24 protein-coding genes are annotated in these 25884 nt (G+C 69.4%); 3 read left to right on the top strand and 21 right to left on the bottom strand.

Features of this window, described 5'->3' with window-relative positions; all coding sequences use genetic code 11:
- Positions 1-41: 41 nt before the first annotated feature.
- The 10 genes from pyrF to C6Y44_RS11435 all read right to left on the bottom strand — a co-directional run bounded on the left by pyrF (position 42) and on the right by C6Y44_RS11435 (position 11354).
- Positions 42-884: an orotidine-5'-phosphate decarboxylase gene (gene pyrF / locus C6Y44_RS11480; protein WP_064060291.1), complete on the bottom strand. Its 843-nt coding sequence runs from the start codon at positions 882-884 to the stop codon at positions 42-44.
- The gene (carB, locus tag C6Y44_RS11475) at positions 881-4225 is read right to left on the bottom strand and encodes a carbamoyl-phosphate synthase large subunit (protein WP_039587129.1); all 3345 of its coding nucleotides are present in this window, start codon (positions 4223-4225) and stop codon (positions 881-883) included. Before carB ends, pyrF begins: the two co-directional genes overlap by 4 nt.
- Positions 4225-5409 carry a glutamine-hydrolyzing carbamoyl-phosphate synthase small subunit gene (carA, locus tag C6Y44_RS11470; protein WP_039587127.1) on the bottom strand — a complete coding sequence of 395 codons (1185 nt, stop codon included), beginning with the start codon at positions 5407-5409 and terminating at the stop codon, positions 4225-4227. Before carA ends, carB begins: the two co-directional genes overlap by 1 nt.
- 117 nt (positions 5410-5526) lie before the next feature.
- Positions 5527-6018 (bottom strand): PH-like domain-containing protein, encoded by a 492-nt coding sequence (locus C6Y44_RS11465; protein WP_039587126.1) that lies wholly within the window; start codon positions 6016-6018, stop codon positions 5527-5529.
- Positions 6019-6026: 8 nt separating this feature from the next.
- Positions 6027-7340, bottom strand: coding sequence for a dihydroorotase (locus tag C6Y44_RS11460; protein ID WP_159419243.1), 1314 nt, complete (start codon positions 7338-7340; stop codon positions 6027-6029).
- A 44-nt stretch (positions 7341-7384) separates the two neighbouring features.
- Positions 7385-8326, bottom strand: coding sequence for an aspartate carbamoyltransferase catalytic subunit (locus tag C6Y44_RS11455; protein WP_033096598.1), 942 nt, complete (start codon positions 8324-8326; stop codon positions 7385-7387).
- Positions 8323-8940: a bifunctional pyr operon transcriptional regulator/uracil phosphoribosyltransferase PyrR gene (pyrR, locus tag C6Y44_RS11450; RefSeq protein ID WP_024100783.1), complete on the bottom strand. Its 618-nt coding sequence runs from the start codon at positions 8938-8940 to the stop codon at positions 8323-8325. The genes C6Y44_RS11455 and pyrR overlap by 4 nt, the downstream gene beginning before the upstream one ends.
- 208 nt (positions 8941-9148) lie before the next feature.
- On the bottom strand, positions 9149-9658 hold the full coding sequence (nusB, locus tag C6Y44_RS11445) for a transcription antitermination factor NusB (protein WP_120282418.1): 510 nt from the start codon (positions 9656-9658) through the stop codon (positions 9149-9151).
- The gene (gene efp, locus C6Y44_RS11440) at positions 9659-10222 is read right to left on the bottom strand and encodes an elongation factor P (protein WP_120282417.1); all 564 of its coding nucleotides are present in this window, start codon (positions 10220-10222) and stop codon (positions 9659-9661) included.
- Positions 10223-10256: 34 nt separating this feature from the next.
- Complete coding sequence (locus C6Y44_RS11435) at positions 10257-11354, bottom strand: M24 family metallopeptidase (protein ID WP_120282416.1); 1098 nt, start codon at positions 11352-11354, stop codon at positions 10257-10259.
- Positions 11355-11429: 75 nt separating this feature from the next.
- Here C6Y44_RS11435 and C6Y44_RS11430 point away from each other — a divergent pair, with 75 nt between their 5' ends.
- On the top strand, positions 11430-12032 hold the full coding sequence (locus tag C6Y44_RS11430) for a B-4DMT family transporter (protein ID WP_120282415.1): 603 nt from the start codon (positions 11430-11432) through the stop codon (positions 12030-12032).
- 116 nt (positions 12033-12148) lie between these two features.
- Entirely contained in the window at positions 12149-12751 is a 603-nt protein-coding gene (locus C6Y44_RS11425; RefSeq protein ID WP_120282414.1) for a TIGR03086 family metal-binding protein, read from the top strand.
- 25 nt (positions 12752-12776) lie between these two features.
- Here C6Y44_RS11425 and aroB read toward each other — a convergent pair whose 3' ends face one another.
- The 4 genes from aroB to C6Y44_RS11405 are packed head-to-tail and all read right to left on the bottom strand — an operon-like array spanning position 12777 to position 16319.
- Positions 12777-13886: a 3-dehydroquinate synthase gene (gene aroB / locus C6Y44_RS11420; RefSeq protein ID WP_159418460.1), complete on the bottom strand. Its 1110-nt coding sequence runs from the start codon at positions 13884-13886 to the stop codon at positions 12777-12779.
- On the bottom strand, positions 13883-14449 hold the full coding sequence (locus tag C6Y44_RS11415) for a shikimate kinase (protein ID WP_159418461.1): 567 nt from the start codon (positions 14447-14449) through the stop codon (positions 13883-13885). Before C6Y44_RS11415 ends, aroB begins: the two co-directional genes overlap by 4 nt.
- Positions 14450-14453: 4 nt before the next feature.
- Entirely contained in the window at positions 14454-15641 is a 1188-nt protein-coding gene (gene aroC / locus C6Y44_RS11410) for a chorismate synthase (RefSeq protein ID WP_159418462.1), read from the bottom strand.
- A 48-nt stretch (positions 15642-15689) separates the two neighbouring features.
- Positions 15690-16319: a prepilin peptidase gene (locus C6Y44_RS11405; protein WP_159418463.1), complete on the bottom strand. Its 630-nt coding sequence runs from the start codon at positions 16317-16319 to the stop codon at positions 15690-15692.
- 152 nt (positions 16320-16471) lie between these two features.
- On the opposite strand from C6Y44_RS11405, the gene C6Y44_RS11400 reads away from it, so the two are divergent.
- Positions 16472-16852: a DUF1622 domain-containing protein gene (locus C6Y44_RS11400; RefSeq protein WP_060653210.1), complete on the top strand. Its 381-nt coding sequence runs from the start codon at positions 16472-16474 to the stop codon at positions 16850-16852.
- Here C6Y44_RS11400 and C6Y44_RS11395 read toward each other — a convergent pair.
- From C6Y44_RS11395 to alaS, 7 genes are all read right to left on the bottom strand, one after another.
- A complete protein-coding gene (locus C6Y44_RS11395; protein ID WP_159418464.1) occupies positions 16845-18092 on the bottom strand; it encodes an RNA polymerase sigma factor in 1248 nt (415 codons plus the stop codon). The genes C6Y44_RS11400 and C6Y44_RS11395 overlap by 8 nt on opposite strands.
- Before the next feature lie 13 nt (positions 18093-18105).
- Positions 18106-18462 carry a YciI family protein gene (locus C6Y44_RS11390; protein WP_120282408.1) on the bottom strand — a complete coding sequence of 119 codons (357 nt, stop codon included), beginning with the start codon at positions 18460-18462 and terminating at the stop codon, positions 18106-18108.
- Between the two features lie 147 nt (positions 18463-18609).
- The gene (locus C6Y44_RS11385) at positions 18610-19761 is read right to left on the bottom strand and encodes a thiolase family protein (RefSeq protein ID WP_159418465.1); all 1152 of its coding nucleotides are present in this window, start codon (positions 19759-19761) and stop codon (positions 18610-18612) included.
- Between the two features lie 162 nt (positions 19762-19923).
- Complete coding sequence (locus tag C6Y44_RS11380) at positions 19924-20778, bottom strand: shikimate dehydrogenase (RefSeq protein ID WP_159418466.1); 855 nt, start codon at positions 20776-20778, stop codon at positions 19924-19926.
- Positions 20768-22669, bottom strand: coding sequence for an endolytic transglycosylase MltG (locus tag C6Y44_RS11375; protein ID WP_159418467.1), 1902 nt, complete (start codon positions 22667-22669; stop codon positions 20768-20770). The genes C6Y44_RS11380 and C6Y44_RS11375 overlap by 11 nt, the downstream gene beginning before the upstream one ends.
- Positions 22666-23184 carry a Holliday junction resolvase RuvX gene (gene ruvX / locus C6Y44_RS11370; protein WP_026061030.1) on the bottom strand — a complete coding sequence of 173 codons (519 nt, stop codon included), beginning with the start codon at positions 23182-23184 and terminating at the stop codon, positions 22666-22668. The genes C6Y44_RS11375 and ruvX overlap by 4 nt, the downstream gene beginning before the upstream one ends.
- A gap of 2 nt (positions 23185-23186) precedes the next feature.
- Positions 23187-25853 (bottom strand): alanine--tRNA ligase, encoded by a 2667-nt coding sequence (gene alaS, locus C6Y44_RS11365; protein WP_159418468.1) that lies wholly within the window; start codon positions 25851-25853, stop codon positions 23187-23189.
- Between the last annotated feature and the right edge of the window lie 31 nt (positions 25854-25884).

Raw genomic sequence — 25884 nt, 5'->3', positions numbered from 1 at the left:
CCGGATCGCGCGTGGCGATCCGGGCACGAGAGTCGAACGTCTCAGTTCGTCAGGAAGGCGAAGCCGTCCAGGGTGCGGGCGACGGCGGCCCGCAGGTCGGCGACGGACGGGCCGGCCCGCAGCACGTCGCGTGAGACGTTGGGCACGACCGCCCGCAGGTGGTCGCCTGCGAGTCGTCGCACGTCGTCGGCGGTGCCGCCCTGGGCCCCCACTCCGGGCATCAGGATGGGCCCGTGGAGGTCGGACAGGTCCGGTGCCTCGGTGAGGGTCGCACCGACCACCACACCCACGGAGCCGAGCCCTGCGGCCCCGTCCGTGGGGGCAGCGCTGTTGCGAGCAGCGCACTCGTCCACCACGGCCTGCGCGACAGTGCGCCCGTCGTCCAGCCGCGCGCGTTGGAACTGGGCACCCTCGGGATTGGAGGTCGCCGCGAGCACGAACACCCCGCGGCCCGTTCCGGCGGCCAGATCGAGCGCCGGGGCGAGCGAACCGAAACCCAGATACGGGGAGACGGTCACCGCGTCCGAGCACAGCGGAGAGCCGTCCGACAGCCAGGTGCGTGCATAGGCGTCCATCGTGGAGCCGATGTCACCGCGCTTGGCGTCGGCGAGGACGAGCGCCCCCGCCTCCCCCAGGTGCGCGATGGTGCGTTCGAGAACCGCGAGACCGGCGGAGCCGTAGGCCTCGAAGAACGCCACCTGCGGCTTGACGACCGCGACGGTGTCGCCGAAGGCCTCGACGCACAGTTCACCGAACCGAGCCAGGCCGTCGACGTCGTCGGCGAGCCCCCACGCGGTGAGGAGCCCCGGATGCGGGTCGATGCCCACGCACAGCGGCCCGCGGCGCCCGAGAGCGTCCGCGAGTCGCTGCCCGAAGGGCGTCACGCCTGTTCGGCGGGCACGCCGCGCAGCCGCGCGTGCATCCGCTGGATCGAGCTGACTCCGATCTCGCCGCGCAGTGCCGCCTCGATACCCTGCACGGCCGCGGAGGCACCCTGCACCGTGGTGACGCACGGGATGTTCGCGGCGACCGCCGCGCTGCGGATCTCGTAACCGTCCACGCGCGGACCGGCGTTGCCCCAAGGGGTGTTGATGACCATGTCCACATCGCCGGCGCGGATACGGTCGACGACGTCGAGTGCGCCTTCCGGCTTGTCCTCGCCGGAGACCTTGTAGACCTGCTCGCACGGAACACCGTTGCGGCGCAGCACTTCTGCTGTTCCCACGGTGGCCATGATGTGGAAGCCCAGGTCGGCGAGGTGCTTGACCGGGAAGATCATCGACCGCTTGTCCTTGTTCGCGAGCGAGACGAAGACCGTGCCGGAGGTCGGCAGGGAACCGTAGGCGGCGGTCTGGCTCTTCGCGAACGCGGTTCCGAAGTCGTCGTCGAGGCCCATGACCTCACCGGTGGACTTCATCTCCGGGCTGAGCAGGGTGTCGATGCCCGTGCCGTCGGCACGCCGGAACCGGTTGAAGGGCAGCACCGCTTCCTTCACCGCGACCGGTGCGTCGAGCGGAATGTCGCTGCCGTCGCCCTCGGCCGGGAGGATGCCCGCGGCACGCAGCTCGGCGATGGACTCGCCGAGCATCACCCGGGCGCAGGCCTTGGCGAGCTGCACCGCGGTCGCCTTCGACACGAACGGCACCGTTCGGGAGGCACGGGGGTTCGCCTCGAGGACGTAGAGGATGTCGTCCTTGAGCGCGTACTGGACGTTGAGCAGGCCCTTGACGCCGATGCCCTTCGCGAGCGCGGCCGTCGAGCGGCGCACGTTCTCGATGTCGGCGCGGCCCAGAGTGATCGGCGGCAGTGCACAGGCCGAGTCGCCGGAGTGGATGCCGGCCTCCTCGATGTGCTCCATGATCCCGCCGATGTACACGTCGGTGCCGTCGCACAGCGCGTCGACGTCGATCTCGACGGCGTCGTCGAGGAAGCGGTCGACGAGCACGGGGCGGTCGTCGGAGATCTCGGTGGCGTTGGAGATGTAGGTCTCGAGCGCCTTCTCGTCGTAGACGATCTCCATGCCGCGACCACCGAGCACGTAGGACGGGCGCACCAGCACCGGGTATCCGATGCCGGCGGCGATCTCGCGCGCACCCTCGAAGGTGGTGGCCGTGCCGTACTTCGCGGCCGGCAGGTCGGCCTCCTCGAGCACGCGCCCGAACTCACCGCGATCTTCCGCGAGGTCGATGGCCTCGGGCGAGGTACCGACGATCGGCACCCCGGCGGCCTTCAGGCGACGCGCCAGGCCGAGCGGGGTCTGGCCGCCCAGCTGGACGATGACGCCGGCGACGGTGCCGGACTCGCACTCGGCGCGGTAGACCTCGAGGACGTCCTCGAAGGTCAGCGGCTCGAAGTACAGGCGATCGGCGGTGTCGTAGTCGGTCGAGACCGTCTCGGGGTTGCAGTTGACCATCACGGTCTCGTAGCCGGCCTCGGACAGCGTCAGCGCGGCATGGACGCACGAGTAGTCGAACTCGATGCCCTGACCGATGCGGTTCGGGCCGGAGCCGAGGATGAGCACCTTGGGCTTGTCGCGCTGCTCCGCGACCTCGGACTCGGCCGCGGGGTCGAGCTCGTAGGTCGAGTAGTGGTACGGCGTCTTGGCCTCGAACTCGGCGGCGCAGGTGTCCACGGTCTTGTAGACCGGGTGGATGCCGAGCTCCTGACGCAGGGCGCGCACCTCGTCCTCGGAGGCGAACTGCGCCGGGCGCAGGGCCGCGATCTGCCGGTCGGAGAAGCCGTGGTGCTTGGCGTAGCGCAGCTCGGTGGCACCGAACTGCTCGGCGTTGCGGACGTCCTGGCCCAGCTCGACGATGTGCGCGAACTGCTCGAGGAACCACGGGTCGATCTTCGTGGCGTCGAAGAGCTGCTCGACGGTCGCACCGAGCTCCAGGGCCCGGGCGATCCGGTAGAACCGGCCGTCCGTGGGGGTGCGGATCTCCTCGAGGATCTCGTCGAGAGTGCCCTCGATCTCGGGGCCCGTCCAGAAGCCCGCGGACTTCGTCTCGAGCGAGCGCAGCACCTTGCCGAAGGCCTCGGAGAAGTTGCGGCCGATCGACATGGCCTCACCGACCGACTTCATGGTGGTGGTGAGAGTGCCGTCGGCGCCGGGGAACTTCTCGAAGGCGAACCGCGGGGCCTTGACCACGACGTAGTCGAGGCTCGGTTCGAAGCAGGCCGGGGTCTCCTTGGTGATGTCGTTGACGATCTCGTCGAGCGTGTAGCCGATGGCGAGCTTGGCGGCCATCTTCGCGATCGGGTAGCCGGTGGCCTTCGACGCGAGTGCCGACGACCGCGACACGCGCGGGTTCATCTCGATGACGACGAGCCGGCCGTCGCGCGGATCCATCGCGAACTGGATGTTGCAGCCGCCGGTGTCGACACCGACCTCGCGCAGGATGGCGATCGAGAGGTCGCGCATCTTCTGGTACTCGCGGTCGGTGAGGGTCATCGCGGGAGCGACGGTCACCGAGTCGCCGGTGTGCACACCGACCGGGTCGACGTTCTCGATCGAGCAGACGATGACGACGTTGTCGGCGCCGTCGCGCATGAGCTCGAGCTCGTATTCCTTCCAGCCGAGGATGGACTCCTCGATGAGCACGTTCGCGGTGGGCGAGGCCGCGAGGCCGCCGCCGGCGATGCGCTCGAGGTCGGCGTCGTCGTAGGCCATGCCGGAGCCGAGGCCACCCATCGTGAAGGAGGGGCGCACGACGACCGGGAAGCCGAGTTCTGCGACGGTCGCGCGGACTTCGTCCATCGTGTAGCAGACGGCCGAGCGGGCGGACTCGCCACCGCACTTGGCGACGATGTCCTTGAACTTCTGCCGATCCTCGCCGCGCTGGATCGCGTCGAAGTCGGCGCCGATGAGTTCGACGTCGTACTTGTCGAGGATGCCGCGCTCGGACAGGGCGACAGCGGTGTTGAGGGCGGTCTGGCCGCCGAGGGTCGCGAGCACCGCGTCGATCGGGGTGCCGTTGGCCTGCTCGGTCGCGATGACCTTCTCGACGTAGTCGGCGGTGATCGGCTCGATGTAGGTCGAGTCGGCGAACTCGGGGTCGGTCATGATCGTGGCCGGGTTCGAGTTGACCAGGGAGACGCGCAGGCCCTCCTCGCGGAGCACCCGGCACGCCTGGGTGCCCGAGTAGTCGAACTCACAGGCCTGTCCGATGACGATCGGGCCGGACCCGATGACCAGGACGTGGGAGAGGTCGGTACGGCGTGGCATCAGTTCTTCTCTCCCTCGAGCATGCGGGTGAAACGATCGAACAGGTAGGCGGCGTCGTGCGGTCCGGCCGCCGCTTCGGGGTGGTACTGCACGGAGAAGGCACGGCCGTCGAGGAGCTTGACGCCCTCGACCGCACCGTCGTTGGCGCAGGTGTGGCTGACGACCGCGCGACCGAACGGGGTGTCGAACTCCTGGCCGGCCTCGCCTTCGAGCGCGAACCCGTGGTTCTGCGCGGTGATCGCGATGCGGCCGGTCTCGTGCTCGACCACCGGGATGTTGATGCCGCGGTGACCGAACTTCATCTTGTAGGTGCCCAGGCCGAGCGCGCGGCCGAGGATCTGGTTGCCGAAGCAGATGCCGAACAGGGGCAGACCCTGGCCGAGCACCTCCTTGGTCAGGTGCACCGCGCCGTCGGCGGTCGCCGGGTCGCCCGGCCCGTTGGACAGGAAGACGCCGTCGGCCTTCAGGTCGAGGATGTCGTGCAGCGTCGCGGTGGACGGCAGCACGTGCACGCGGATGCCGCGCTGGGCGAACATGCGCGGGGTGTTGGTCTTGATGCCGAGGTCGATGGCCGCGACGGTGAAGCGGGCCTCGCCGTCGGTCGGTTCGACGACGTAACCGGAGGAGGTGCTCACCTCGCCGGCGAGGTCGGCGCCGAGCATCGAGGGCTGGCTCTTCACACGGTCGAGCAGGACGTCGATGTCGAGGTCGTCACCCTTCCAGGCGAGGGCGTCGCCAGAGAAGATCCCGGCGCGCATCGAACCGCGGGTGCGCAGGTGCCGCACGAGTGCGCGGGTGTCGATGCCCGCCAGACCCACGATGTTCTGCCGCTCGAGTTCGTCCTGCAGCGAGCCGGTGGCGCGCCAGCTCGACACTCGACGCGAGGGGTCGCGGACGATGAAGCCGGCCACCCAGATCTTGGACTCGGCGTGATCGCCGGTGGGGCCGACGGACTCGTTGTCCTCGTGGTTCCAGCCGGTGTTGCCGATCTGCGGTGCCGTGGCCACCACGATCTGCCGGTGGTAGCTGGGATCGGTGAGGGTCTCCTGGTAGCCGGTCATGCCCGTGCTGAAGACGGCCTCGCCGAGGGTCTGTCCGACCGCACCGAAGGGGATGCCGCGGAAGACCCGTCCGTCCTCGAGGACCAGCACAGCCGTGCCGCCGCCGAATGTTCTGCCGCTCATGCGTTGTCTCCGTTCTTATCGACCGCACCAGAGCCGGCCGCACGGGCTGAGATCTCGCGTGTCGTGATCGTCGTGTTGTTCGTCGTGATCGTCATCGTCGTTGTGATCGTCACCGTCTCAAGATTTTTCGTCGTTCCCGTTCGTCCAGAGCGGGTAGATCGACTTGTCGTCTCCGCGGAAGCCCGTGTCGATCTCGGTCCCCGAGGGCAGCTCCCAGCGGATGACCAGCACCCCGTCCTGGGACATGACCTTGCCGGCCAGCCCGCGCTCGGTGCGGATCGCACGGATCGAGTCCTGCGGGATCCAGATCGGGGATGCACCGTCGCGTTCGAGCAGCGCACCGGATCGGTAGCGCGACAGTTCCGCGTTCGCGCGGTGTCCGAGGTCGCCGACCGCGACGCGGTCCTGCCAGCTCGGCGCGAGGGTGCTGCCGACGTACAGGCCCGTGCTCGGCTCGACGAGCCGCTCCCCCAGCTCCGCGGGCACGGTCGGCAGTTCGCCGACCGCATCCCGCTGGCGTCGGGCGCGTCCCTTCCAGCCCTTCCACATCAGCAGGACGAGCACCACCCAGAGCGCGAGGAAACCGACGGTGATGAGAAAGCGATCCATGTCGGTTCCTACCTTTCGGTCGAGCGCGGGAACACCGCACCGTCGCGGGCGGTGATCCGTCCGCGCAACACGGTGGTGGTGACCCGGCCCGGCAGGGTCATGTCCTCGTAGGGCGTGTTGTGGGAGATGCTCGCGAGGTCGGGACCGTGCACCGTCCACTCGGTGTCCGGGTCCACGAGCACGATGTTCGCGGGTTCGCCCACCTCGAGCGGCCTGCCCTGGTCGTCGAGGCCCACGATCTCCGCGGGACGCTCGCTCATGACCTTCGCGACGCCGCGCCAGTCCAGCAGGCCAGGCCGGACCATCGTCTCGATCACGACGGACAACGCCGTCTCGAGTCCGAGCATTCCCGGACGTGCCTGTGAGAACTCGCAGCACTTGTCCTGTTCGGCGTGCGGGGCGTGGTCGGTGGCCACACAGTCGATGGTCCCGTCCGCGAGGCCGCGGCGCAGTGCTTCGACGTCGGATCTCTCGCGCAGCGGCGGATTGACCCGGTTGATGCCGTCGTAGCTCTCGAGACGCGAGTCGTCGAGGAGCAGGTGGTGCGGCGTGACCTCGGCGCTGATCGAGATGCCCTGCGAGCGCGCCCACCGGACGAGCTCGACGGTGCCGGCCGTCGACGCGTGGCAGATGTGCACACGAGCTCCGGCGTCGCGGGCGAGCAGCGCGTCGCGGGCGACGATGGACTCCTCGGCGGCGCGGGGCCAGCCGGTGAGGCCGAGACGCGCCGCGGTCGGTCCCTCGTGCGCGACGGCACCGACGGTCAGCCGCGGCTCCTCGGCGTGCTGGGCGATCAGGACACCGAGCGAGGCCGAGTACTCGAGCGCGCGACGCATGAGCAGCGGGTCGTAGACGCACTTGCCGTCGTCGGAGAACATCCGCACGCCACCGACACCGGCGGCCATCGTGCCCATCTCGGCGATCTGCTTGCCCTCGAGTCCGACGGTGACCGCACCCACGGGGTGGACGTCGACGAGCCCGACCTCGCGGCCGCGGCGCCACACGTGATCGGTGACGACCACCGAGTCGGCGACCGGATCGGTGTTGGCCATCGCGAACACCGCGGTGTACCCGCCGCGCGCCGCGGCGGCCGAGCCCGAGTCGACGGTCTCGGTGTCCTCGCGGCCCGGTTCGCGCAGGTGCGTGTGCAGGTCGACGAAGCCCGGGAGCACGATCTGTCCGGTACCGTCGACGATCTCCGCGTCGGCGTCGGCCTCGAGGTCGGCGCCGATCGCGAGGATCTGCTCGTCGCCGAGCAGCACGTCGACCGGGTCCCCCTCGCCGTAGAGGCGGACGTTGCGGATGAGCACCTGCGGCGTCACCTGTGTCACTCCTGTTCCTGTGTCTCCCGGATGGGAAGTGTGGGTCACGACAGGTTCCCTTCCGTGCCCACGAGCAGGCGGAAGAGCACCGCCATCCGCACGTGGACACCGTTGCTCACCTGCTGCAGCACAGCGCTCTGCGGGGCGTCGGCGACGGGGAAGCCGATCTCCATACCGCGGAGCATCGGACCGGGATGCAGGATCACGGCGTGCTCCGGCAGCAACGCCGCGCGCTTGGCGTTGAGTCCGTATCGGATCGAGTACTCGCGGGCGGACGGGAAGAACCCGCCGTTCATGCGCTCGGCCTGCACCCGCAGCATCATGACCGCGTCGAGGGTGGGAAGTTCGGCTTCGAGCGAATCGGCGACCGTCACCGGCCAGGTCTCCACCCCTACCGGCAGCAGGGTGCGGGGAGCGACGAGTACGACCTCGGCGCCGAGCATGCTCAGCAGCAGCGCGTTCGACCGGGCGACACGGCTGTGCAGCACGTCGCCGACGATGCCGATCCGGCGGCCTTCGAGCGAACCGAGACGCTGGCGCAGGGTGAGCGCGTCGAGCAATGCCTGGGTGGGATGTTCGTGGGTGCCGTCACCGGCGTTGACGACGGCCGGTCCGGAGCCGGATTCGTTGGTCCACTGCGCGATCCGGTGCGCGGCACCGGAGGCAGAGTGACGGACCACCAGCGCGTCGGCGCCGGCGGCGTGCAGGGTCAGCGCGGTGTCGCGCAGCGATTCGCCCTTCTTCACCGACGAACTGGACGCCGAGACGTTGATGACGTCGGCGCTCATCCACTTGCCGGCGACCTCGAAGGACACGCGGGTGCGGGTGGAGTTCTCGTAGAAGACGGTCATGATGGTGCGGCCGCGCAGCGTGGGGAGTTTGCGCACCTCACGCCCGAGCAGTGCCTGCTCGAACCGCTCGGCCTCATCGAGAAGCCCCGTCGCGGAGTCCTTCGTCAGATCCGCGATGGTGAGCAGGTGTTTCACTGGGACTTGCCTCCGGAGATCTCGACGGCGTCGCGCCCGTCGTGTTCGGTCAGCAGCACGCGGACATCCTCGCTGCGCGCGGTGGGGACGTTCTTGCCGACGTAGTCGGCCCGCAGCGGCAGTTCGCGGTGGCCGCGGTCGACGAGGACCGCGAGTTGCACCGCGCGGGGTCGTCCGAGATCGCGCAGGGCGTCGAGCGCGGCGCGGACAGAGCGTCCCGAGAACAGGACGTCGTCGACGAGGACGACGAGGGTGTTGTCGACGCCGCCCTCGGGCACCGAGGTGCGCTCCAGCGGGCGGTGCGGCTTCGTGCGGAGGTCGTCACGGTAGAGCGTGATGTCGAGCGAGCCGACCGGGACACGCACGCCTGCGAATTCCTCGATGCGGTCGGCGAGGCGCTGGGCGAGGGTGATCCCGCGGGTGGGGATGCCCAGGAGCACGACACGCGGCGCGTCCTCGGGGGTGTCGAGAGCGGTCTTCTCGATGATCTGGTGCGCGATGCGCGAGATCGTCCGGTGGACGTCGGCAGCGGAGAGCAGCTCACGCGCCGGCACGCCGGTACCGGAAGACGTAGTGGGGGTAGAAGCTGTGGACCCGTCCTCGGACACGGCCATGCAGCGACCTCCTTCTCCGCCTCACTGGACGGATCGTTAAAGGATGCCTGACAGTTGTCGAGCCTATCAGCGTCGACGTCCGCCCCGGCACGGATGACGGGTGAAGCGCAACACAGGCCCCGGATGCGTGAGCGGACCCGGCGGGAAGACTCCCACCGGGCCCGCTCACGGTGCCTCGTGTCGTCGCTCACCCGAAGAGGGTGAAAATTCAGGACTCGTTCGAGCTCTGATCCTGCGACTCCTGCGCCGGCCGGACGAGGGTGGCAGCGGCAGCTGCACGCACCTGGTCGGCGACGGCGACGATCTGACCGAGCACCCCGTTGACGAAGGCCGGCGAATCGTCGGTGGACAACTGCTTCGCCAGCTCGACCGCCTCGTCGACGGCCACCACGGGCGGCACATCGGTCGCGTGGAAGAGCTCCCACACCGCGATGCGCAGGATCGCGCGGTCGACGGCGGGAAGACGGTCCAGCGTCCATTCGTGCAGGTGATCGGCGATCACCCGATCGGTCTCGTCGAGATTGTCGGCGACGCCGCGGATGATGGTCTGCGCGTATGCCGGTACCGGCGCGACCTGATCGTCGTCGATCGCGAGTTCGACGCGATCGGCAGCGAGATCGACGGGGTGCACGTCGCGGGCCTCCGCCTCGAAGAGCAGGTCCACGGCGCGCTTGCGGGCCTTGTGGCGGGCCCCGAGCTTCTTCTGGTTACCGGACACTCAGGAATTCACTCGCCCGAGGTAGCTGCCGTCGCGGGAATCGACCTTGAGCTTGTCGCCGGTGTTGATGAACAGCGGGACCTGGATCTCGGCGCCGGTCTCGAGGGTCGCGGGCTTGGTGCCGCCGGTGGAGCGGTCGCCCTGCAGGCCCGGATCGGTGTGCTGGACGACGAGTTCGACCGTGACCGGGAGCTCGACGAACAGCGGGATGTCCTCGTGCGTCGCGACCTGCACGGGCATGTTCTCGAGCAGGAACTTGGCGCTGTCGCCGAGCAGCTCGGGCGAGATGGTGATCTGGTCGTAGGTCTCGCCGTCCATGAAGACGTAGTCGGTGCCGTCGTTGTAGAGGTAGGTCATGTCGCGGCGATCGACGGTGGCGGTCTCGACCTTGACACCGGCATTCCAGGTCTTGTCGACGGTCTTGCCCGACGTCACATTCTTGAGCTTCGTGCGCACGAAAGCGGGGCCCTTGCCCGGCTTGACGTGCTGGAACTCGATGATCTGCCAGAGCTGTCCGTCGATTTTCAGAACGAGGCCGTTCTTGAAGTCACTGGTATCAGCCACTTGGTTCGTGTCTCCTAGGGTCGAGGAACCGCCCTCAAACGACGGTCAATGTCTTGTCGGTGAGCGTGAGCAACTCCGGAGTATGCTCCCGCACCACGAGCGTGTCTTCGATCCGCACGCCTCCGCGCCCCGAGAAGTACACACCCGGCTCGACGGTCACCGCCGCACCGGCGACAAGTGTACCGGTCGCCGCGGCGCCGATTCCGGGCGCTTCGTGGATCTCGAGGCCGACTCCGTGGCCGAGCCCGTGCAGGAACAGGTCGGCGTAGCCGGCCTCGGCGATCACGGTGCGCGCGGCGGCGTCCACCGCGGCGCAGTCGACACCGGGCGCGAGCGCTTCGCGTCCGGCCTGCTGCGCGCGCAGGACCAGCTCGTACAGGTCGCGCTGCCAGTCCGCGACGCGGCTCAGCACGTAGGTGCGCGTCATGTCGGAGTGGTAGCCGCCGATCTGCGCCCCGAAGTCGAGTTTCACGAAGTCGCCCTCCGCAAGGATCGCGCCGGTCGGTCGATGGTGCGGGATCGCCGAATTGGCACCGGCGGCGACGATCGTCTCGAAGGAGATGCCGTCGGCGCCGTGCTCGAACATGCGCCATTCGAGGTCGCGGGCGACCTCCTTCTCGGTTCGCCCGGGACGCAGACCGCCCGCCGCGATCAGGTCCGCCAGTGCGCGATCGGCCGCACCGCATGCGTCGCGCAACAGGCGGATCTCGTGTTCGTCCTTCACGGCCCGCAGTTGTTCGACGAGCCCGGGAGCGGGAACGAAGCGGACGGACACGCCGAGCTCGTCCCACCGCGACCGTTCGTCGACCGTGACGACGTGACTCTCGAATCCCCAACGCGCAGAACCTGTTCCGAACTCGGTGACGAGGTGCGCGGCCGACGATCGGGCGATCACGGCCCGCAGGTCGGGGACCTGCTCCCCCACCTGCGTGACGTAGCGGCCGTCGGTGCAGATGACGGTGCGTGTCTCGTTCTCGTCGTCCTCGGTGGAGACGATCAGCGCCGCGTTGGATCCCGTGAAGCCCGTGAGGTAGCGGATACCGGTCAGATCGGTCACCAGCAGCGCATCGAGTTCGCGTTCGGCGAGCAGCGCACGCAGCGCTCGACGGCGGGAGGCGTGGTCGGCAGACATATCGCTCAACCTACCGCGATCACAGCTGTGGGACGGGACACACTGTCGGCTTCGCCACCCGTTACGCTGAGGTACATGAAACCCTGGTTGCTCCGCGGACTCGGGCTCGCCCTGGTCCACGTGGTCGTGCGCGTCCTGCTCGGTGCCGCTCTCATCCAGTGGCCGTTGCAGGGATCGGTACTGCGCTGGCTGGGCTTCGCCGTGGTGGTCGTCGCAGCGTTCGTCTGGGCCGGTCTCGACGGCATCCGCGACCACCGCGCCCATCCTGAACCCGACGAGGGCGACGACCTGACGATGCGGTGGCTCGCCGCCGGTGCGGTCACCGGCCTGGTCGGCGGGGTCCTCACCTGGCTCGTCGACACCGTCACCCCGATCCCGGTGGGCGTGACGTCCCTGTTCTTCGAGATCTCCTCCGGTGCCGCGTTCACCGTGCTCCTGGTGTTCCTTCCGGCGATGGCGGCGGTGACGCTGGGCCGGTTCTTCGCGCGCCGGAACGAGCGCAAGGCCGCCCGCGACGACGACTGGTCCGTCCACCGCGAGCACCACGCGCCCGCAGGCGTCGGAGCGGCCGCGTCGGCGGGTTCGGCGTCCGCGAATTCCGCGCAGCAGGCCGATCCCGCCTGGCGCAGCGACGACTCGCCCACCGAGGTGTTCCCGAGGATCGATCCGAAACAGTGAGACCCGAGTAGCGAAACCACAGCAGTGAGACCACCCGCCCCCGCACATCGGGGGCGGGTGCTCAGTTTTCCGGGTTGTGACGGTCAGTAGAGGTAGCCGACCTCGAGGAGCCGACCATGACCGACACCACCGAGACACTCGACCTGACTCCCGCGACCCGCCGCATGGAGCGCATCCTGACGGGAATCGACGACGCACAGTTGTCGGGGCCCACACCGTGTTCCGAGACCTCCGTCGGTGCACTCGTCGACCACGTGCTGGGCCTGTCGCTTGCGTTCACGGCCGCGGCCCGCAAGGACATCGGCCTGTACACCGACACTCCCCCGCAACTCACGAGCGAACTGACGCCGGACTGGCGGCGTCTCGTTCCCGACCGGCTCGGCGACCTCCGCGGAGCGTGGAGCGATCGCGAGGCCTGGGAGGGCATGACGCGCGCAGGCGGCCTCGACCTGCCCGCGCCGGTCGCCGGACTCGTCACGCTCGACGAACTCGTCGTGCACGGCTGGGATCTCGCCGTGGCCACGGGACAGCAGTACTCCTGCGAGCCCGACGAGATCGCCGCGTGTACCGCCTTCGCGGAGAGCATCACCGACGAGGAACGCGTCGCCGACGGGGGCGGACTGTTCGGTCCGGCCGTACGGGTGGGCGACGACGCCCCGCCGCTGGAACGCCTGATCGGACTCACCGGGCGCGACCCGTCGTGGAGACCGCCCGCATAGAACCAGGCGGTCGACCAGGCGGCGGTCAGAGCAGTACGGTTCCCGCGTCGGCCTTGCCCTGGCGCGCGACCTCGGAGTAGGCCGCCGCGAGCAGGGTCGGGTCGGGTCCTTCGAGCCTGCCGGGCTTCGCGAGCCCGTCGAGGACGACGAACCGGAGCATGCCGGCGCGGTTCTTCTTGTCGGTCTGCATGCCCTTGAGCAGGTCGGCGAAGGCATCGGGATCGTAGGTGGTGGGCAGGCCCACGGATTCGAGGATCGCGCGGTGCCGGTCGGCGGTGGCGTCGTCGAGACGCCCGGCGAGCCGGCCGAGTTCGGCGGCGAAGACCAGGCCCACCGATACGGCGGCGCCGTGACGCCAGCGGTACCGCTCGCGGCGCTCGATGGCGTGGCCGAGGGTGTGGCCGTAGTTGAGGATCTCGCGCAGGCTCGACTCCTTGAGGTCGGCCGCGACCACCTTCGCCTTGACCTCGACCGATCGACGGATCAGCTCGGGCAGCACCGTCCCGGCGGGATCGAGCGCGGCCTCGGGGTTCGCCTCGATCAGGTCGAGGATCACCGGATCGGCGATGAAGCCGGTCTTGATCACCTCGGCGAGTCCGGCCACGATCTCGTTGCGCGGCACCGTCTCGAGGGTCGCAAGGTCGACGAAGACCGCCGAGGGCTCGTGGAACGAACCGACGAGGTTCTTGCCCGCCTCGGTGTTGATGCCGGTCTTGCCGCCCACCGCGGCGTCGACCATCGCCAGCAGCGTGGTGGGGATGTGGTAGACCCGCACGCCGCGCATCCACGTCGCGGCCACGAATCCTGCGAGGTCGGTGGCGGCACCGCCGCCGAGGCTGATGACGGCGTCCGAACGGGTCAGGCCGATGCGGCCGAGCACCTCCCAGCAGAATCCGGCGACGGCCAGTTCCTTGCCGTCCTCGGCGTCGGGGATCTCGATGCGGTGGGCGTCGATGCCGGTCTCGGCGAGCGCCTCCCGCACGGCCTCGGCCGTCGCGGTGAGCGTCGGCTGGTGGAAGATCGCGACGGTCCGCGTGCCGGACAGTTCTTCGACGACGTCGCCGAGCAGTCCCCGGCCGATGATCACCGGATAGGGCTGGGCGGTCTCGACGTCGATGCGTACCGGTTCGGTCACGGTGTGGGGCTCCGATCCTCGCTGATGGTCTGGCTGGTCGCGGCGTCCGCCGCTTCGAGTTTGGCGAGCACCTGCTGGACGACCCGCCCGGGGCTGCGGCCGTCGGTGCGCACCCGGATGGTCGCCGCCTGGCGGTACAGCGGGCGGCGGCGACGCATGAGGTCGCGGTACTTCTGGGCCGGATCACCGCCGGCCAGCAACGGCCTGGTTCCGGCGGCGCCGACCGCGCCGGTGCGACGCAGTCCTTCCGCCACGCTGATCTCGAGATAGACGACGGTGTGTCCGGCCAGTCGCGCGCGGGTGCGCTCCGAGAGGATCGCTCCCCCACCCAGGGACACCACACCGTCGTGGGTGTCGAGGGCGCGCGCGACGACCTCCTCCTCGATCTCCCGGAAGGCCGGTTCGCCGTCCTGGGAGAAGATCTCGGGGATGGTCCGGCCGGTCACACGCTCGATCTCGGCGTCGGTGTCGAGCAACGGCAGGTCGAGTGCATTCGCGACTCGACGACCGATCGTCGACTTGCCCGCTCCCGGCGGGCCGATGAGTACCACGCGAGGCGACATGAGATCACCGCGGCGGCCGCGCCGCGATGCCCTTCAGGTAGTGGTCGATGTTGCTCACGGTCTCGGCGAGCGAGTCGCCACCGAACTTCTCGAGGGCGGCCTGCGCGACGACGAGGGCGACCATCGCCTCGGCGACGACACCCGCCGCGGGCACCGCGCACACGTCGGAACGCTGGTGGATCGCGACGGCCTCGTCGCCGGTGGTCATGTCGACCGTCGACAGGGCGCGCGGCACGGTCGAGATCGGCTTCATCGCCGCCCGCACGCGCAGGGCCTCACCGTTGGTCATGCCGCCTTCGATGCCACCGGCACGGTTGCTCGAGCGGAGCACACCGTCGGGACCGGGCTTCATCTCGTCGTGGGCGGCGCTGCCGCGTCGGCGCGCGGTCTCGAAGCCGTCGCCGACCTCGACACCCTTGATGGCCTGGATTCCCATGAGGGCCGCGGCCAGTCGCGCGTCGAGGCGATCGGCACCGCTGACGAACGAACCGAGGCCCACGGGCAGCCCGTGCACCACGACCTCGACGATGCCGCCGAGGGTGTCGCCGTCGCGCTTCGCGGCCTCGATCTCGGCGATCATGGATTCCTCGGCGGCCCTGTCGTAGGCGCGCACGGGGCTCGCGTCGATCGCGGCGAGATCGTCGGCACCGGGTTCGGGGCCGACATAGGGATCGGATGCGCCGATGGAGATGACGTGCGAGACGACCTCGGCGCCGAACGCCTGGCGCAGGAAGTTCCGGGCGACGGTGCCGGCCGCCACGCGTGCTGCGGTCTCCCGGGCGCTGGCGCGCTCGAGGACGGGACGCGCGTCGTCGAAGCCGTACTTGAGCATGCCCGCGAAGTCGGCGTGGCCGGGGCGGGGACGGGTCAGCGGCGCGTTGCGCGCCTGGCCTTCGAGCAGTTCGGCATCGACCGGGTCGGCGGCCATGATGGTTTCCCACTTGGGCCATTCGGTGTTGCCGATCTCGATCGCGATCGGGCCGCCCAGGGTGCGTCCGTGCCGGACGCCACCGATCACGGTGACCTTGTCGGCCTCGAACTTCATGCGTGCGCCGCGGCCGTACCCCAGTCGCCGTCGCGCAAGTTGCTCCGAGATGTCGTTCGACGTCACCTCGACTCCGGCGACCATCCCCTCGAGCATCGCGACGAGGGCGGGACCATGGGATTCTCCAGCAGTTATCCAACGCAGCACAGGTCCATCCTTCCATGTTCGTCCGCCGACTCGACATGCCGCCCCTGGTCAACCCGTCGAGATCGCCGCCAGTGCCGCGGCGGCGCACATCGACAGTCCGTGCGGAAGCACGCGCGGAGCGGCATGCGCTTCCCCGCAGCGGGCCTCCCGGAGTCGCAGAATCAGGGCCGCACCTGCGGTGAGGACGGGTGGGAGCAGTGCACCGAGGAGCACCGCCGAGGGGCCGGCGAGTCCGGTGACGGCACCGAGTCCGAGGGCGAGTTTGACGTCGCCCGCTCCCACCGATCGCGGTACCGCGAGGTGGGTGATCAACAACGGTGCCGCGAGCAGAAGTGCACCGGCGAACGCCGCCCGGCCGTGCCCCGTCGCCGCGGCCACGCCGAGGATCGTGCCCGCTCCCCCGAGCGTCAGCACGTTCGGCAGACGCCGCACGAGCAGGTCCACGGTGCTCAGGCACACGCACCACCATCCGAACATCGCTGCTCCGACGACCGCGGCGCCCGTGGTGATCGAGACCGCGACGAGTGCGGCTGCCGCGCATGCCGCCTCGCACGAACCCGGGGGCGGCCGACGACCGGCCGTTCTTCCCGCCACCACGCGCACGATCGCTCCCACACCCACGCCGAGGACCACCATCGCGAGCCCACCCACCGTCTCCCCTGCCACGACCCGGAGCATCCCCCGTCCGCACTCGCCGGCAGGGCGTTCGCGCGGTGTCCTGCCCGGTCCTGTGGACAGGCACACCACCTGTGGACAAAGCCGCACGGTGCGGCGATCGTCCTGCGAGGATTGCCGGAGTCTGTCGGTTCCGGTCGGAAGGTTCTGGTCGAATGGAGATTTCGTCGCTGCTCGAACACGTGGGCACGGCCATCGACGTCGTCGGAGTCGGCGTCATGGTGATCGGCGCAGTGGCGGCGACGTGGATCGCGGCGACCGCGCGGCGGCGCGGACCGGGTTCGGAGATCTACGAGCCGTACCGGCGCAATCTCGGCCGGTCGATCCTGCTCGGCCTCGAATTCCTGGTCGCCGCCGACATCATCAAGACCGTCGCCGTCACGCCGACCTTCACGTCGGTGGGTGTGCTGGCGGTCATCGTGCTCATCCGTACCTTCCTGAGCTGGTCGCTGCAGCTGGAGATCGACGGCCGGTGGCCGTGGCAGCGTTCGGTTCCCGAGGCCGAGACGACGACCGGCACGACACCGGCTACCTGAGCGCGTCCCGCAGGTCGTCGCGGCGACGTAGGAGATGTGCGCGTTCGACCGCGTTCTCCGTGCGCGCCGCGGCGGTGGTGTACGCCTCGCTCGCCTCGGTGATCCGGCCGAGGCGGGCGAGCAGGTCGGCCCGGACGGCGTGGAAGACGTGGTACCGCTCGAGGTCGAGGCGGTCGACGAGCCCGAGAGCCGCTGCGGGACCCTCCACTTCGGCGAGTGCGACGGCCCGGTGCAACGCGACGACCGGTGTGGGATCCGCGGCCATCAGCAGGTCGTAGAGCGCGACGATCTGCGCCCAATCGGTGTCCTCGAAGGTGGGCGCGTCGGCGTGCACCGCGGCGATCGCGGCCTGGATCTGGTAGGGCCCCGGCCTGTTCCAGCGCAGGGTGCGCCGCACGAGCGCCTGCCCTTCGTCGATCAGCGCGCGGTCCCACCGCGAGCGGTCCTGGTCTGCGAGCAGGACGAGTTCGCCGCCGCGCCCTGTCCGCGCGGCGCGTCGGGATTCGCCGAGGAGTATCAGGGCGAGAAGTCCCGTGGTCTCGGGATCGTCGGGAACGAGCCCTGCCAGCAAGCGGGCCAGCCGCACCGCCTCCGAACACAGATCCGTGTCGGCGAGTTCGGGTCCGGTGCTCGCCGTGTGGCCCTCCGTGTACACGAGATAGAGCACGGACCGCACCGCGTCGAGGCGTTCGGGAAACTCGTCCGGGGACGGGATGCGAAACGGGATGCGCGCGTCGCGGATCTTTCGTTTGGCGCGGGAGATCCGTTGCCCCATCGTCGTTTCCGGCACGAGGAAGGCCCGGGCGATCTGCGTGGTGGTGAGCCCGCCGAGCAGGCGCAATGTCAGCGCGACTCGTGCCTGAGGCGCAAGCGCCGGGTGACAACAGGTGAAGATCAGACGGAGGCGGTCGTCAGGGATCTCGGGCGAGACGACCGCCTCGGGGTCGACCGCGACGCCGGATGTCGGGTGGAGCAGGTCCGCCTCGGCGTGCTTGACCGATCGTGCGGCCTCCCGTCGTGCCCTGTCGATCGCCCGGCGACGGGCGGTGGTGATGATCCATCCGGCCGGGCTCGGTGGGATGCCTTCCCCGGGCCATCGTTCGACGGCGGTCGAGAAGGCGTCCTGCACCGCGTCCTCGGCGACGTCGATGTCGCCGAGGACGCGGGTGAGCACGGCGACCGCGCGGCCGTACTCCTCACGGAAGATGCGACCGATGTCGGCGGTGGACGGCCCGGTCATCGAGGTACGCAGGTCATCCGGCGCAGGATCCGAACTCCAGGGGCCGCACCTCGATGGGCAGTGTGGTGGCATCGGCGAGACCGCGCGCCCACTTCAGCGCCTCGTCGAGGTCGGGCACGTCGATGACGTCGAAGCCACCGAGATGCTCCTTGCCCTCGATGTACGGACCGTCGGTCGTCACCGTGCGCCCCTCGTCCGTGCGCACGACCGTCGCCGTGTCCGGCGGGTGCAGGCCGCCGGAGAACACCCAGATCCCTGCCTCCCGGATCTCGTTCTGCCACGCCGCGACCTTCTTCATGATCGGGTCGAGGAACTCCGGTGACGGCGGTTCACCGTCGGGCTGGTAGATGCTCAGCAGGTACTGCGCCATGTCGGGGTCCTTCCCCTCGGCGGCCGGCGGTTCCGGCCTCTCACCCTCTACACGAACGGTAGGGCGCCGATTCGACACCTGCGCGGAGAAATCCGCTGCCCACCCGCTCAGGTATCGCGGGTGGACAGCGGACGGTGTCGGGTGCGGCTACTGCGCGACGAGTTCGAGGATGGTGGCGTTGGCCTGGCCGCCGCCTTCGCACATGGTCTGCAGGCCGTAGCGGAGGTTGTTGCGGCGCATGTGGAAGATCATGTCAGTGAGGATGCGGGCGCCGGAACCCCCGAGCGGGTGACCGAGGGCGATCGCACCACCGTTGGGGTTGAGCTTGTCCTCGGGTGCGCCGATCTCCTTCTGCCAGGCCATGGGCACCGGAGCGAACGCCTCGTTGACCTCGAAGACGCCGATGTCGTCGACGGACAGGCCGGACTTCGCGAGTGCCTTCTCCGTCGCCGGGATGGGTGCGGTGAGCATGATGACCGGGTCGGAGCCGGTCACGACGGCGGTGTGGATCTTCGCGAGCGGAGTCAGGCCGTGCTTCACGGCGGCCTCCTCGCTCATGATCAGCAGTGCGGCGGATCCGTCGGAGATCTGCGAGGAGTTCCCGGCGTGGATGACACCGTCCTCCTTGAAGACGGTCTTCAGGCCGGCGAGCTTCTCGACGGTGGTGCCGCGGCGGATGCCCTCGTCCTGCGAGACGACGGTTCCGTCCGGGGTGGTGACCGGCACGATCTGGTCGGCGAACAGTCCGGCGTCCTGGGCGGCGGCGGCCCGTTCGTGCGAGCGCGCGGAGAAGGCGTCCACGTCGGTGCGGCTCAGGCCCCACTTCTCGGCGATCATCTCGGCGCCGATGCCCTGGTTCGGCCGCGCCCCGTCGTACCGCTCGAGGAAGGCCTCGGGGTAGGGCGACCCGCCCACGGAGGTCGAGGTGCCCATGGGCACCCGCGACATCACCTCGACGCCACCGGCGACGACGACGTCGTAGTGTCCCGCTTCGACGCTCGCGATCGCGAAGTTCAGCGCCTGCTGGCTCGAGCCGCACTGCCGGTCGATGGTCACGCCGGGCACGGACTCCGGCCAGCCCGCTGTGAGCACCGCGGTGCGGGCGATGTCGATGGCCTGCTCGCCGGCCTGCTGCACGCAACCCCAGATGACGTCCTCGACGACCTCCGGATCGATGTCGGCGCGCTCGACCAGCGCGTTCAGCACGACGGCGGACAGTTGTGCCGGGTGCACGCCGGACAGGCCGCCGTTCCTCCTGCCGACAGGTGTGCGCACGGCCTGGACGATCACTGCACTCATGTTTGCTCCTTCTCGACCCGCAGGCGACAGCGGTGACAGCCGTCACGGCCGTCGGACGGGTCCGACACTACTTCGCGAACGGGCCGGAAAGTGCTCGCGGACCATTCTCGTTCGGTATCGGACCCCTCACCCGTATCTATGGATCGAGGAGCGTGCGGGATCTCAGGCCGGGTGCGGAGAATTCAGGTCGAGCCCGACGGCACGCGCCATCTCCGCGCGCGGGGCGGGCAAACCCGTGAACTGCTCGACCTGCCCGAAGGCCTGGTTGAGCAGCATGTGCAGACCGCTGACGACGCGGACGCCGCGTACCTCGGCCGCTGTCGCCAGCGGCGTGGGCCAGGGGTCGTAGATCGCATCGAGGATGCGCGGGGCCTGTGCGAGAGCCTCCGCGTACGGGGCTGCTGCGGGTGCGGGCACGGTGCTCACGAGCGCACCGGCCTCGGCGCAGACCCGGCCGAGTTCGGGGGCGTCGAACGACAGCCATCGGGCCTCGATGTCGTCGTCGAGACAATCGAACGTCGCGCGGGCCTTCTCCTCGGACCGCGCAACCACGGTCACCGAGCGCACACCGAGGTCGGTGAGACCCACGAGCGCCGGTCGGGCGGTGCCACCCGAGCCCACGACGACCGCCGACGCGCCGGACAGATCGCCGACGCCGACCGAACGCAGTGCTCCGGACACGCCGTCGACGTCGGTGCAGTCGGCGCGCCACCCGCTCTCGATGCGGACGAGGGTGTTGGCCGATCCGATCCTGACGGCCCGCTCGGTGCGTTCGGTGGCGAACTCGAGTGCCGCGAACTTGCCGGGCATCGTGACGGACAGACCCACCCATTCCTCACCGAGTGAGGACACGAGTCCCGGCAGCTGCTCACCGGTGCATTCGATGCGTTCGTAGGTCCACTCGGTCAGCCCGAGTGCCCGGTACGCCGCGAGATGCAACAGGGGCGACTTCGAGTGCGCGATGGGTTTCCCGAGGACCGCGGCCCTCCGGACACCCCCGTTCGGATCAGCGGCCACTGTCGAGGATCCCGCTCGCGAGTGCCAGTTCGGTGTTCTGCAGGTGCTCCTCGTAGGAATTCGCGAAGAGCGTGGTGCCCTTGTCGTCGATCGTCACGAAGTAGATCCATTCCCCCGGTTCCGGGTTCTCCATCGCCTGCAGCGCACCGATGCTCGGTGACGAGATGGGCGTCGCCGGCAGACCGACCATGGCATACGTGTTCCAGGGGGTCACCCGCGCGCGGTCGGCGTCGGTGGTCGCGAGTTCGGTCTCGTCGAGCTCGTAGTTGACGGTCGAGTCGAACTGGAGCATCTGGTCGATCTCGAGGCGGTTGAGGATCACGCGGGCGACCTTCGCGAAATCCTGTGGCAGGGCCTCGCGTTCGACGAGCGATGCGGAGATGAGCATCTCGTACGGGGTCAGGCCCACGCGTGCGGCCGCGTCGGTGATCCCCGTCGCGTCGTAGCTGGCAGCACTTTCCGACACGAGGCGGGCGAGGATCTCGACGGGTTCGGCCGTCGGATCGAAATCCCAGCTGCCCGCGGCGATGAGGCCTTCGAGCTGTCGCCTGCGGTCGGGTACATTCGCGACCGCGTCGCGCGCCCATTCCGGAACGCCGAGCGCCTGCAGGTCCGGGGTGGCACCAGCCGCGTCGAGTTCCTCGTAGGTGACGCAGTTCTCCGCGGCCGGATCGCCGTGGCAGCTCGCCTCGGCGATGAGTGTGTAGATGCCCTTGCGGACGGCACCGGTGTTGACGTCGCGGATGTCGTGGAGCTGACGCCCCTCGGAGATCACGAGCGCACCGACCCGGCTGGCCGGGTCGACGAGGGCGGCGACGGCGTCGACAGCCGGGATGTTGGTGGCCACCTGGTAGAAGCCGGGCTGCAGCGAATTCATCCCCGAGTTCTGCACGGCCGCTTCGTAGAAGGCAGCGGAACTCGCGACGACACCCTTGTCGACGAACTCGCTGCCGATCTCTCCGGCGGTCTCGCCGGGGTTGACCTGGACGACGACGGCCGGTCCGGGAGGTCCGGTGAAGTCCGGCGGAAGATCGGTGCCGAGGAACCGGTCGTAGGCGAGATAACCGCCACCCACGACGACGAGCAGGAGCACCGCGGCGGCGAGCGCGCCCACGACACGTCCGCGCTTCTTGCGCCCGCTCGCCTTCGGATTGCGGCGTGCGGCGCGTTCCGAACCGTCGACCGCGAGGGGGACCGCACGCTGCTCGGCGGTGACCTCCTCCGCTGCGACCGCGTCGGCGGCGGAGTCGTCGTCGCGGTAGGCGTCACGGTTCGCGTCGCGTGCGGCGTAGGAGTATCCGCCCGGGTACTCGTCGTCGAGATGTCCACCCTCGGGGTGATCGGCCGGAGCGTGTCCGGGATCGGCGCCGGTGGATCCGTCGTGCTCGTACCCGGATCCTGCGTAACCTCCGTCGCCGTAGCCCTGCTCGGTATAGCCCTGCTCGGTATAGCCCTGCTCGGTATAGCCCTGCTCGACGTACCCCTGATGTTCCTCGGCGTACCCCTGCTCGCCGTAACCCTGTTCGGGGTGACGGGGCGGCGGGCCGTCGAATACACCCGGTCCGAAGTTCAGGACCGTGGTCTCGTGATCGTCCGGATCGGGTGGACGGGCCTCCGGGTGCCCACCCGGGACGCTCTCGTACGCACCACCGCCGTACGGATCACGGCCGTGGGAGTCGTTGCCGTACGGATCGTCGTACCGGTACCGCGGGTCGGATCGATACGGATCCTCGGATCCGGTGCGATAGGGATCCTCGGATCCGGTGCGATAGGGATCCTCGGATCCGGTGCGATCCACTGGAGGTTCCGTGTACCCACCGGCGTAAGGATCCGCGAACAGATCCTGCCGCGCGTTCTCCGAATGGTCGTCGTGTCGTCCGTGCCGGCTCACCGGCTGCCCCCTGCGTCACGCCCCGACTCGTTCACTACCGAACTCCGCTCGTCCAACCAACCCTGCAAGATGGCCACGGCGGCAGCCTGGTCGATGACCGGCCGCGCACCTCGCGCACTCACCCCGCTCTCGCGGAGGGCGCGCGCCGCAGTGACCGTCGTGAAACGTTCGTCGGCCAGGCGCACGGGAACATCGGGTAGGGCACGGCGAAGTCGACGCGCGAAGTCGCTCGCCAGTTTCGCAGCCTTGCCGGGCTCACCGCGCAGTGTCTGCGGCAGCCCGACGATAACCTCAACAGCCTCGTATTCCCTAACGATCTCGACGATGCGCCGGATATCGGGTGCGTCGGGTCCGCGTTCCTTGGACCGCGGCACCGTCTCGACCGGGGTGGCGAGGATCCCGTCGGGGTCGCTGGAGGCGACCCCGATCCGGACGCTGCCGACGTCGACTGCGATGCGGCGACCACGGCCGGGATCGTCCACTCCGGGACGATCGGGGCGCGGCGGTTCGGCCACGCTCAGCCGGCCAGCTCGCTCAGACGGGCACGGAAGGCATCGAGTGCGGCCGGAATACCGGCCGGATCCGACCCTGCGCCCTGAGCCATGTCAGGCTTGCCGCCACCGCGACCACCGATCGCGGGACCGAAGCTCGCGACGAGGTCGCCTGCCTTGATGCCCTTCTCCTGCGCAGCCTTGGTGGTGGCCACGACGAAAGGCACCTTGCCGCCGGCGTTGCCGAGCAGCAGCACCACGGCGGGCTCGGTGCCGAGCCGCCCACGGACGTCGGACGCCAGCGTGCGCAGGTCGTTGCCGGCGACACCCTCCGGCGCTGCCTCGGCCACGACGAGCACGTCGCCGACGCGCTGCGCCTTGCCCGCGTACGTTCCGGCTGCGGCGGCGACGTTCGCGGCGCGGGTCTTCTCGAGCTCCTTCTCCGCGGCCTTGAGCCGGTCGAGCAAGGCCTCGACACGTCCGGGCACCTCCTCGGAGGGAACCCTCAGGGTCGAGGACAGGCCCGCGAGCAGCGCGCGTTCCTTCGCCAGGTGGCGGTAGGAGTCGAGACCGACGTACGCCTCGACGCGGCGGATGCCGGAACCGACGGACTGCTCACCGAGGAGGGTGACGGTGCCGACGTGCGAGGAGTGCTGCACGTGCGTGCCGCCGCACAGCTCCATCGAGAACGGGCCACCGATCTCGACGACGCGGACCTCGTCGCCGTAGTTCTCGCCGAACAGGGCCATCGCACCCATCTTCTTGGCCTTGTCGAGGTCGGTGACGAAGGTGTTGACGGGGTAGTTCGCCGCGACGGCCTCGTTGGTGACGGCCTCGATGTCCTGCTTCTGCTGCTCGGACAGGGCGCCGGGCCACGAGAAGTCGAAGCGCAGGTAGCCGGGCTTGTTGAGCGAACCGGCCTGCACGGCGTTGGGGCCGAGCACCTCGCGCAACGCGGCGTGGACCAGGTGGGTGCCGGAATGACCCTGGGTTGCGCCCTTGCGCCACTCGGGATCGACCTGCACGAGGACGGCGTCGCCTTCGACGACCTGACCCTCGAGCACCGTGACCTTGTGCGTCCACAGCTGCTTGGCGATCTTCTGGACGTCGTCGACCTTGATCTTCAGGCCGGGGCCGGTGATGGTGCCGATGTCGGCGATCTGGCCGCCGGACTCCGCGTAGAGGGGGCTGCGGTCGAGGATCAGCTCGACCTGCTGGCCCGCGCTCGCCGCGTGCAGGCGCTCGCCACCGGTGATGACGGCGAGCACGTGCGCCTCGGTCACCAGCTCGCTGAAGCCGGTGAACTCCGTCGGACCACGGTCGAGGAGTTCCTTGTAGACGGTCAGGTCGGCGTGGGCGTGCTTGCGGGCGCGGGCGTCGTCCTTGGCGCGCTGGCGCTGCTCGGCCATGAGCGACCGGAAGCCTTCCTCGTCGACGGTCAGGCCCGCCTCGGCCGCCATCTCGAGGGTGAGGTCGATCGGGAACCCGTAGGTGTCGTGGAGGGTGAACGCCTCGGTGCCGCCGAGCACATTCCTACCCTGCGACTTCACGGTTTCGACGGCGCCTTCGAACAGCTTGCTGCCGGTACCGAGGGTCTTGAGGAAGGCCGTCTCCTCGCCCACCGCGACGGTCTCGATGCGCGAGAAGTCGGTGTCGAGTTCGGGATAGGACGGGGCCATGGTGTCGCGCACGACCGCCATGAACTCGCGCATGGTGGGCTTGTCGGCGCCGAGCAGACGCGCCGAGCGCACGATGCGGCGGAGCAGGCGGCGCAGCACGTAGCCGCGGCCGTCGTTGCCGGGGTTGACGCCGTCGACGATGAGCATCGCCGCGGTGCGGGCGTGGTCGGCGATGACGCGGAAGCGCACGTCGTCGTCGTGTTTCGCGCCGTAGACGGCGCCGGTGAGTTCGGCGGCCTTGTCGATGACGGGGCGCAGCAGGTCGGTCTCGTAGACGTTCTCGACGCCCTGGAGCAGGAAGGCGACGCGCTCGACACCCATGCCGGTGTCGATGTTCTTCTTCGGCAGCGGGCCGAGGATCGGGTAGTCGTCCTTGGCACCGCCCTCACCGCGCTCGTTCTGCATGAACACGAGATTCCAGATCTCGATGTAGCGGTCCTCGTCGGCCTCGGGGCCGCCTTCGACGCCGTAGTCGGGGCCGCGGTCGTAGAAGATCTCGGAGCACGGGCCGCACGGGCCGGGGATGCCCATCGACCAGTAGTTGTCCTTCATGCCGCGACGCTGGATGCGCTCCTCGGGCACGCCGACCTTGTCGCGCCAGATCGAGAACGCTTCGTCGTCGTCGAGATAGACCGTCGCCCACAGCTTCTCGGGGTCGATTCCGTAGCCGCCGTCCTCGACGGAGCCGGTGAGCAGCGACCACGCGAAGGTGATGGCCTCTTCCTTGAAGTAGTCGCCGAACGAGAAGTTGCCGGCCATCTGGAAGAAGGTGTTGTGGCGGGTGGTCTTGCCGACCTCCTCGATGTCGAGGGTGCGCACACACTTCTGCACCGACGTGGCGCGGGTGTAGGGCGGAGTCTGCTGCCCGAGGAAGTAGGGCACGAAGGGGACCATGCCGGCGTTGACGAACAGCAGGTTGGGATCGGCGAGGATCAGCGACGCGCTGGGCACCTCGGTGTGTCCCGCCTTCACGAAGTGATCGAGAAAGCGCCTGCGGATCTCGTGGGTCTGCACGTCGATGGTCCTTTGTGGTCTGGCGATGGTG

It is taken from the genome of Rhodococcus rhodochrous (genome assembly GCF_014854695.1).
Taxonomy (GTDB): Bacteria; Actinomycetota; Actinomycetes; order Mycobacteriales; family Mycobacteriaceae; genus Rhodococcus.
The sequence above is the reverse complement of the archived record's forward strand: the minus strand, read 5'-3'. Positions and strand labels throughout refer to the sequence as shown.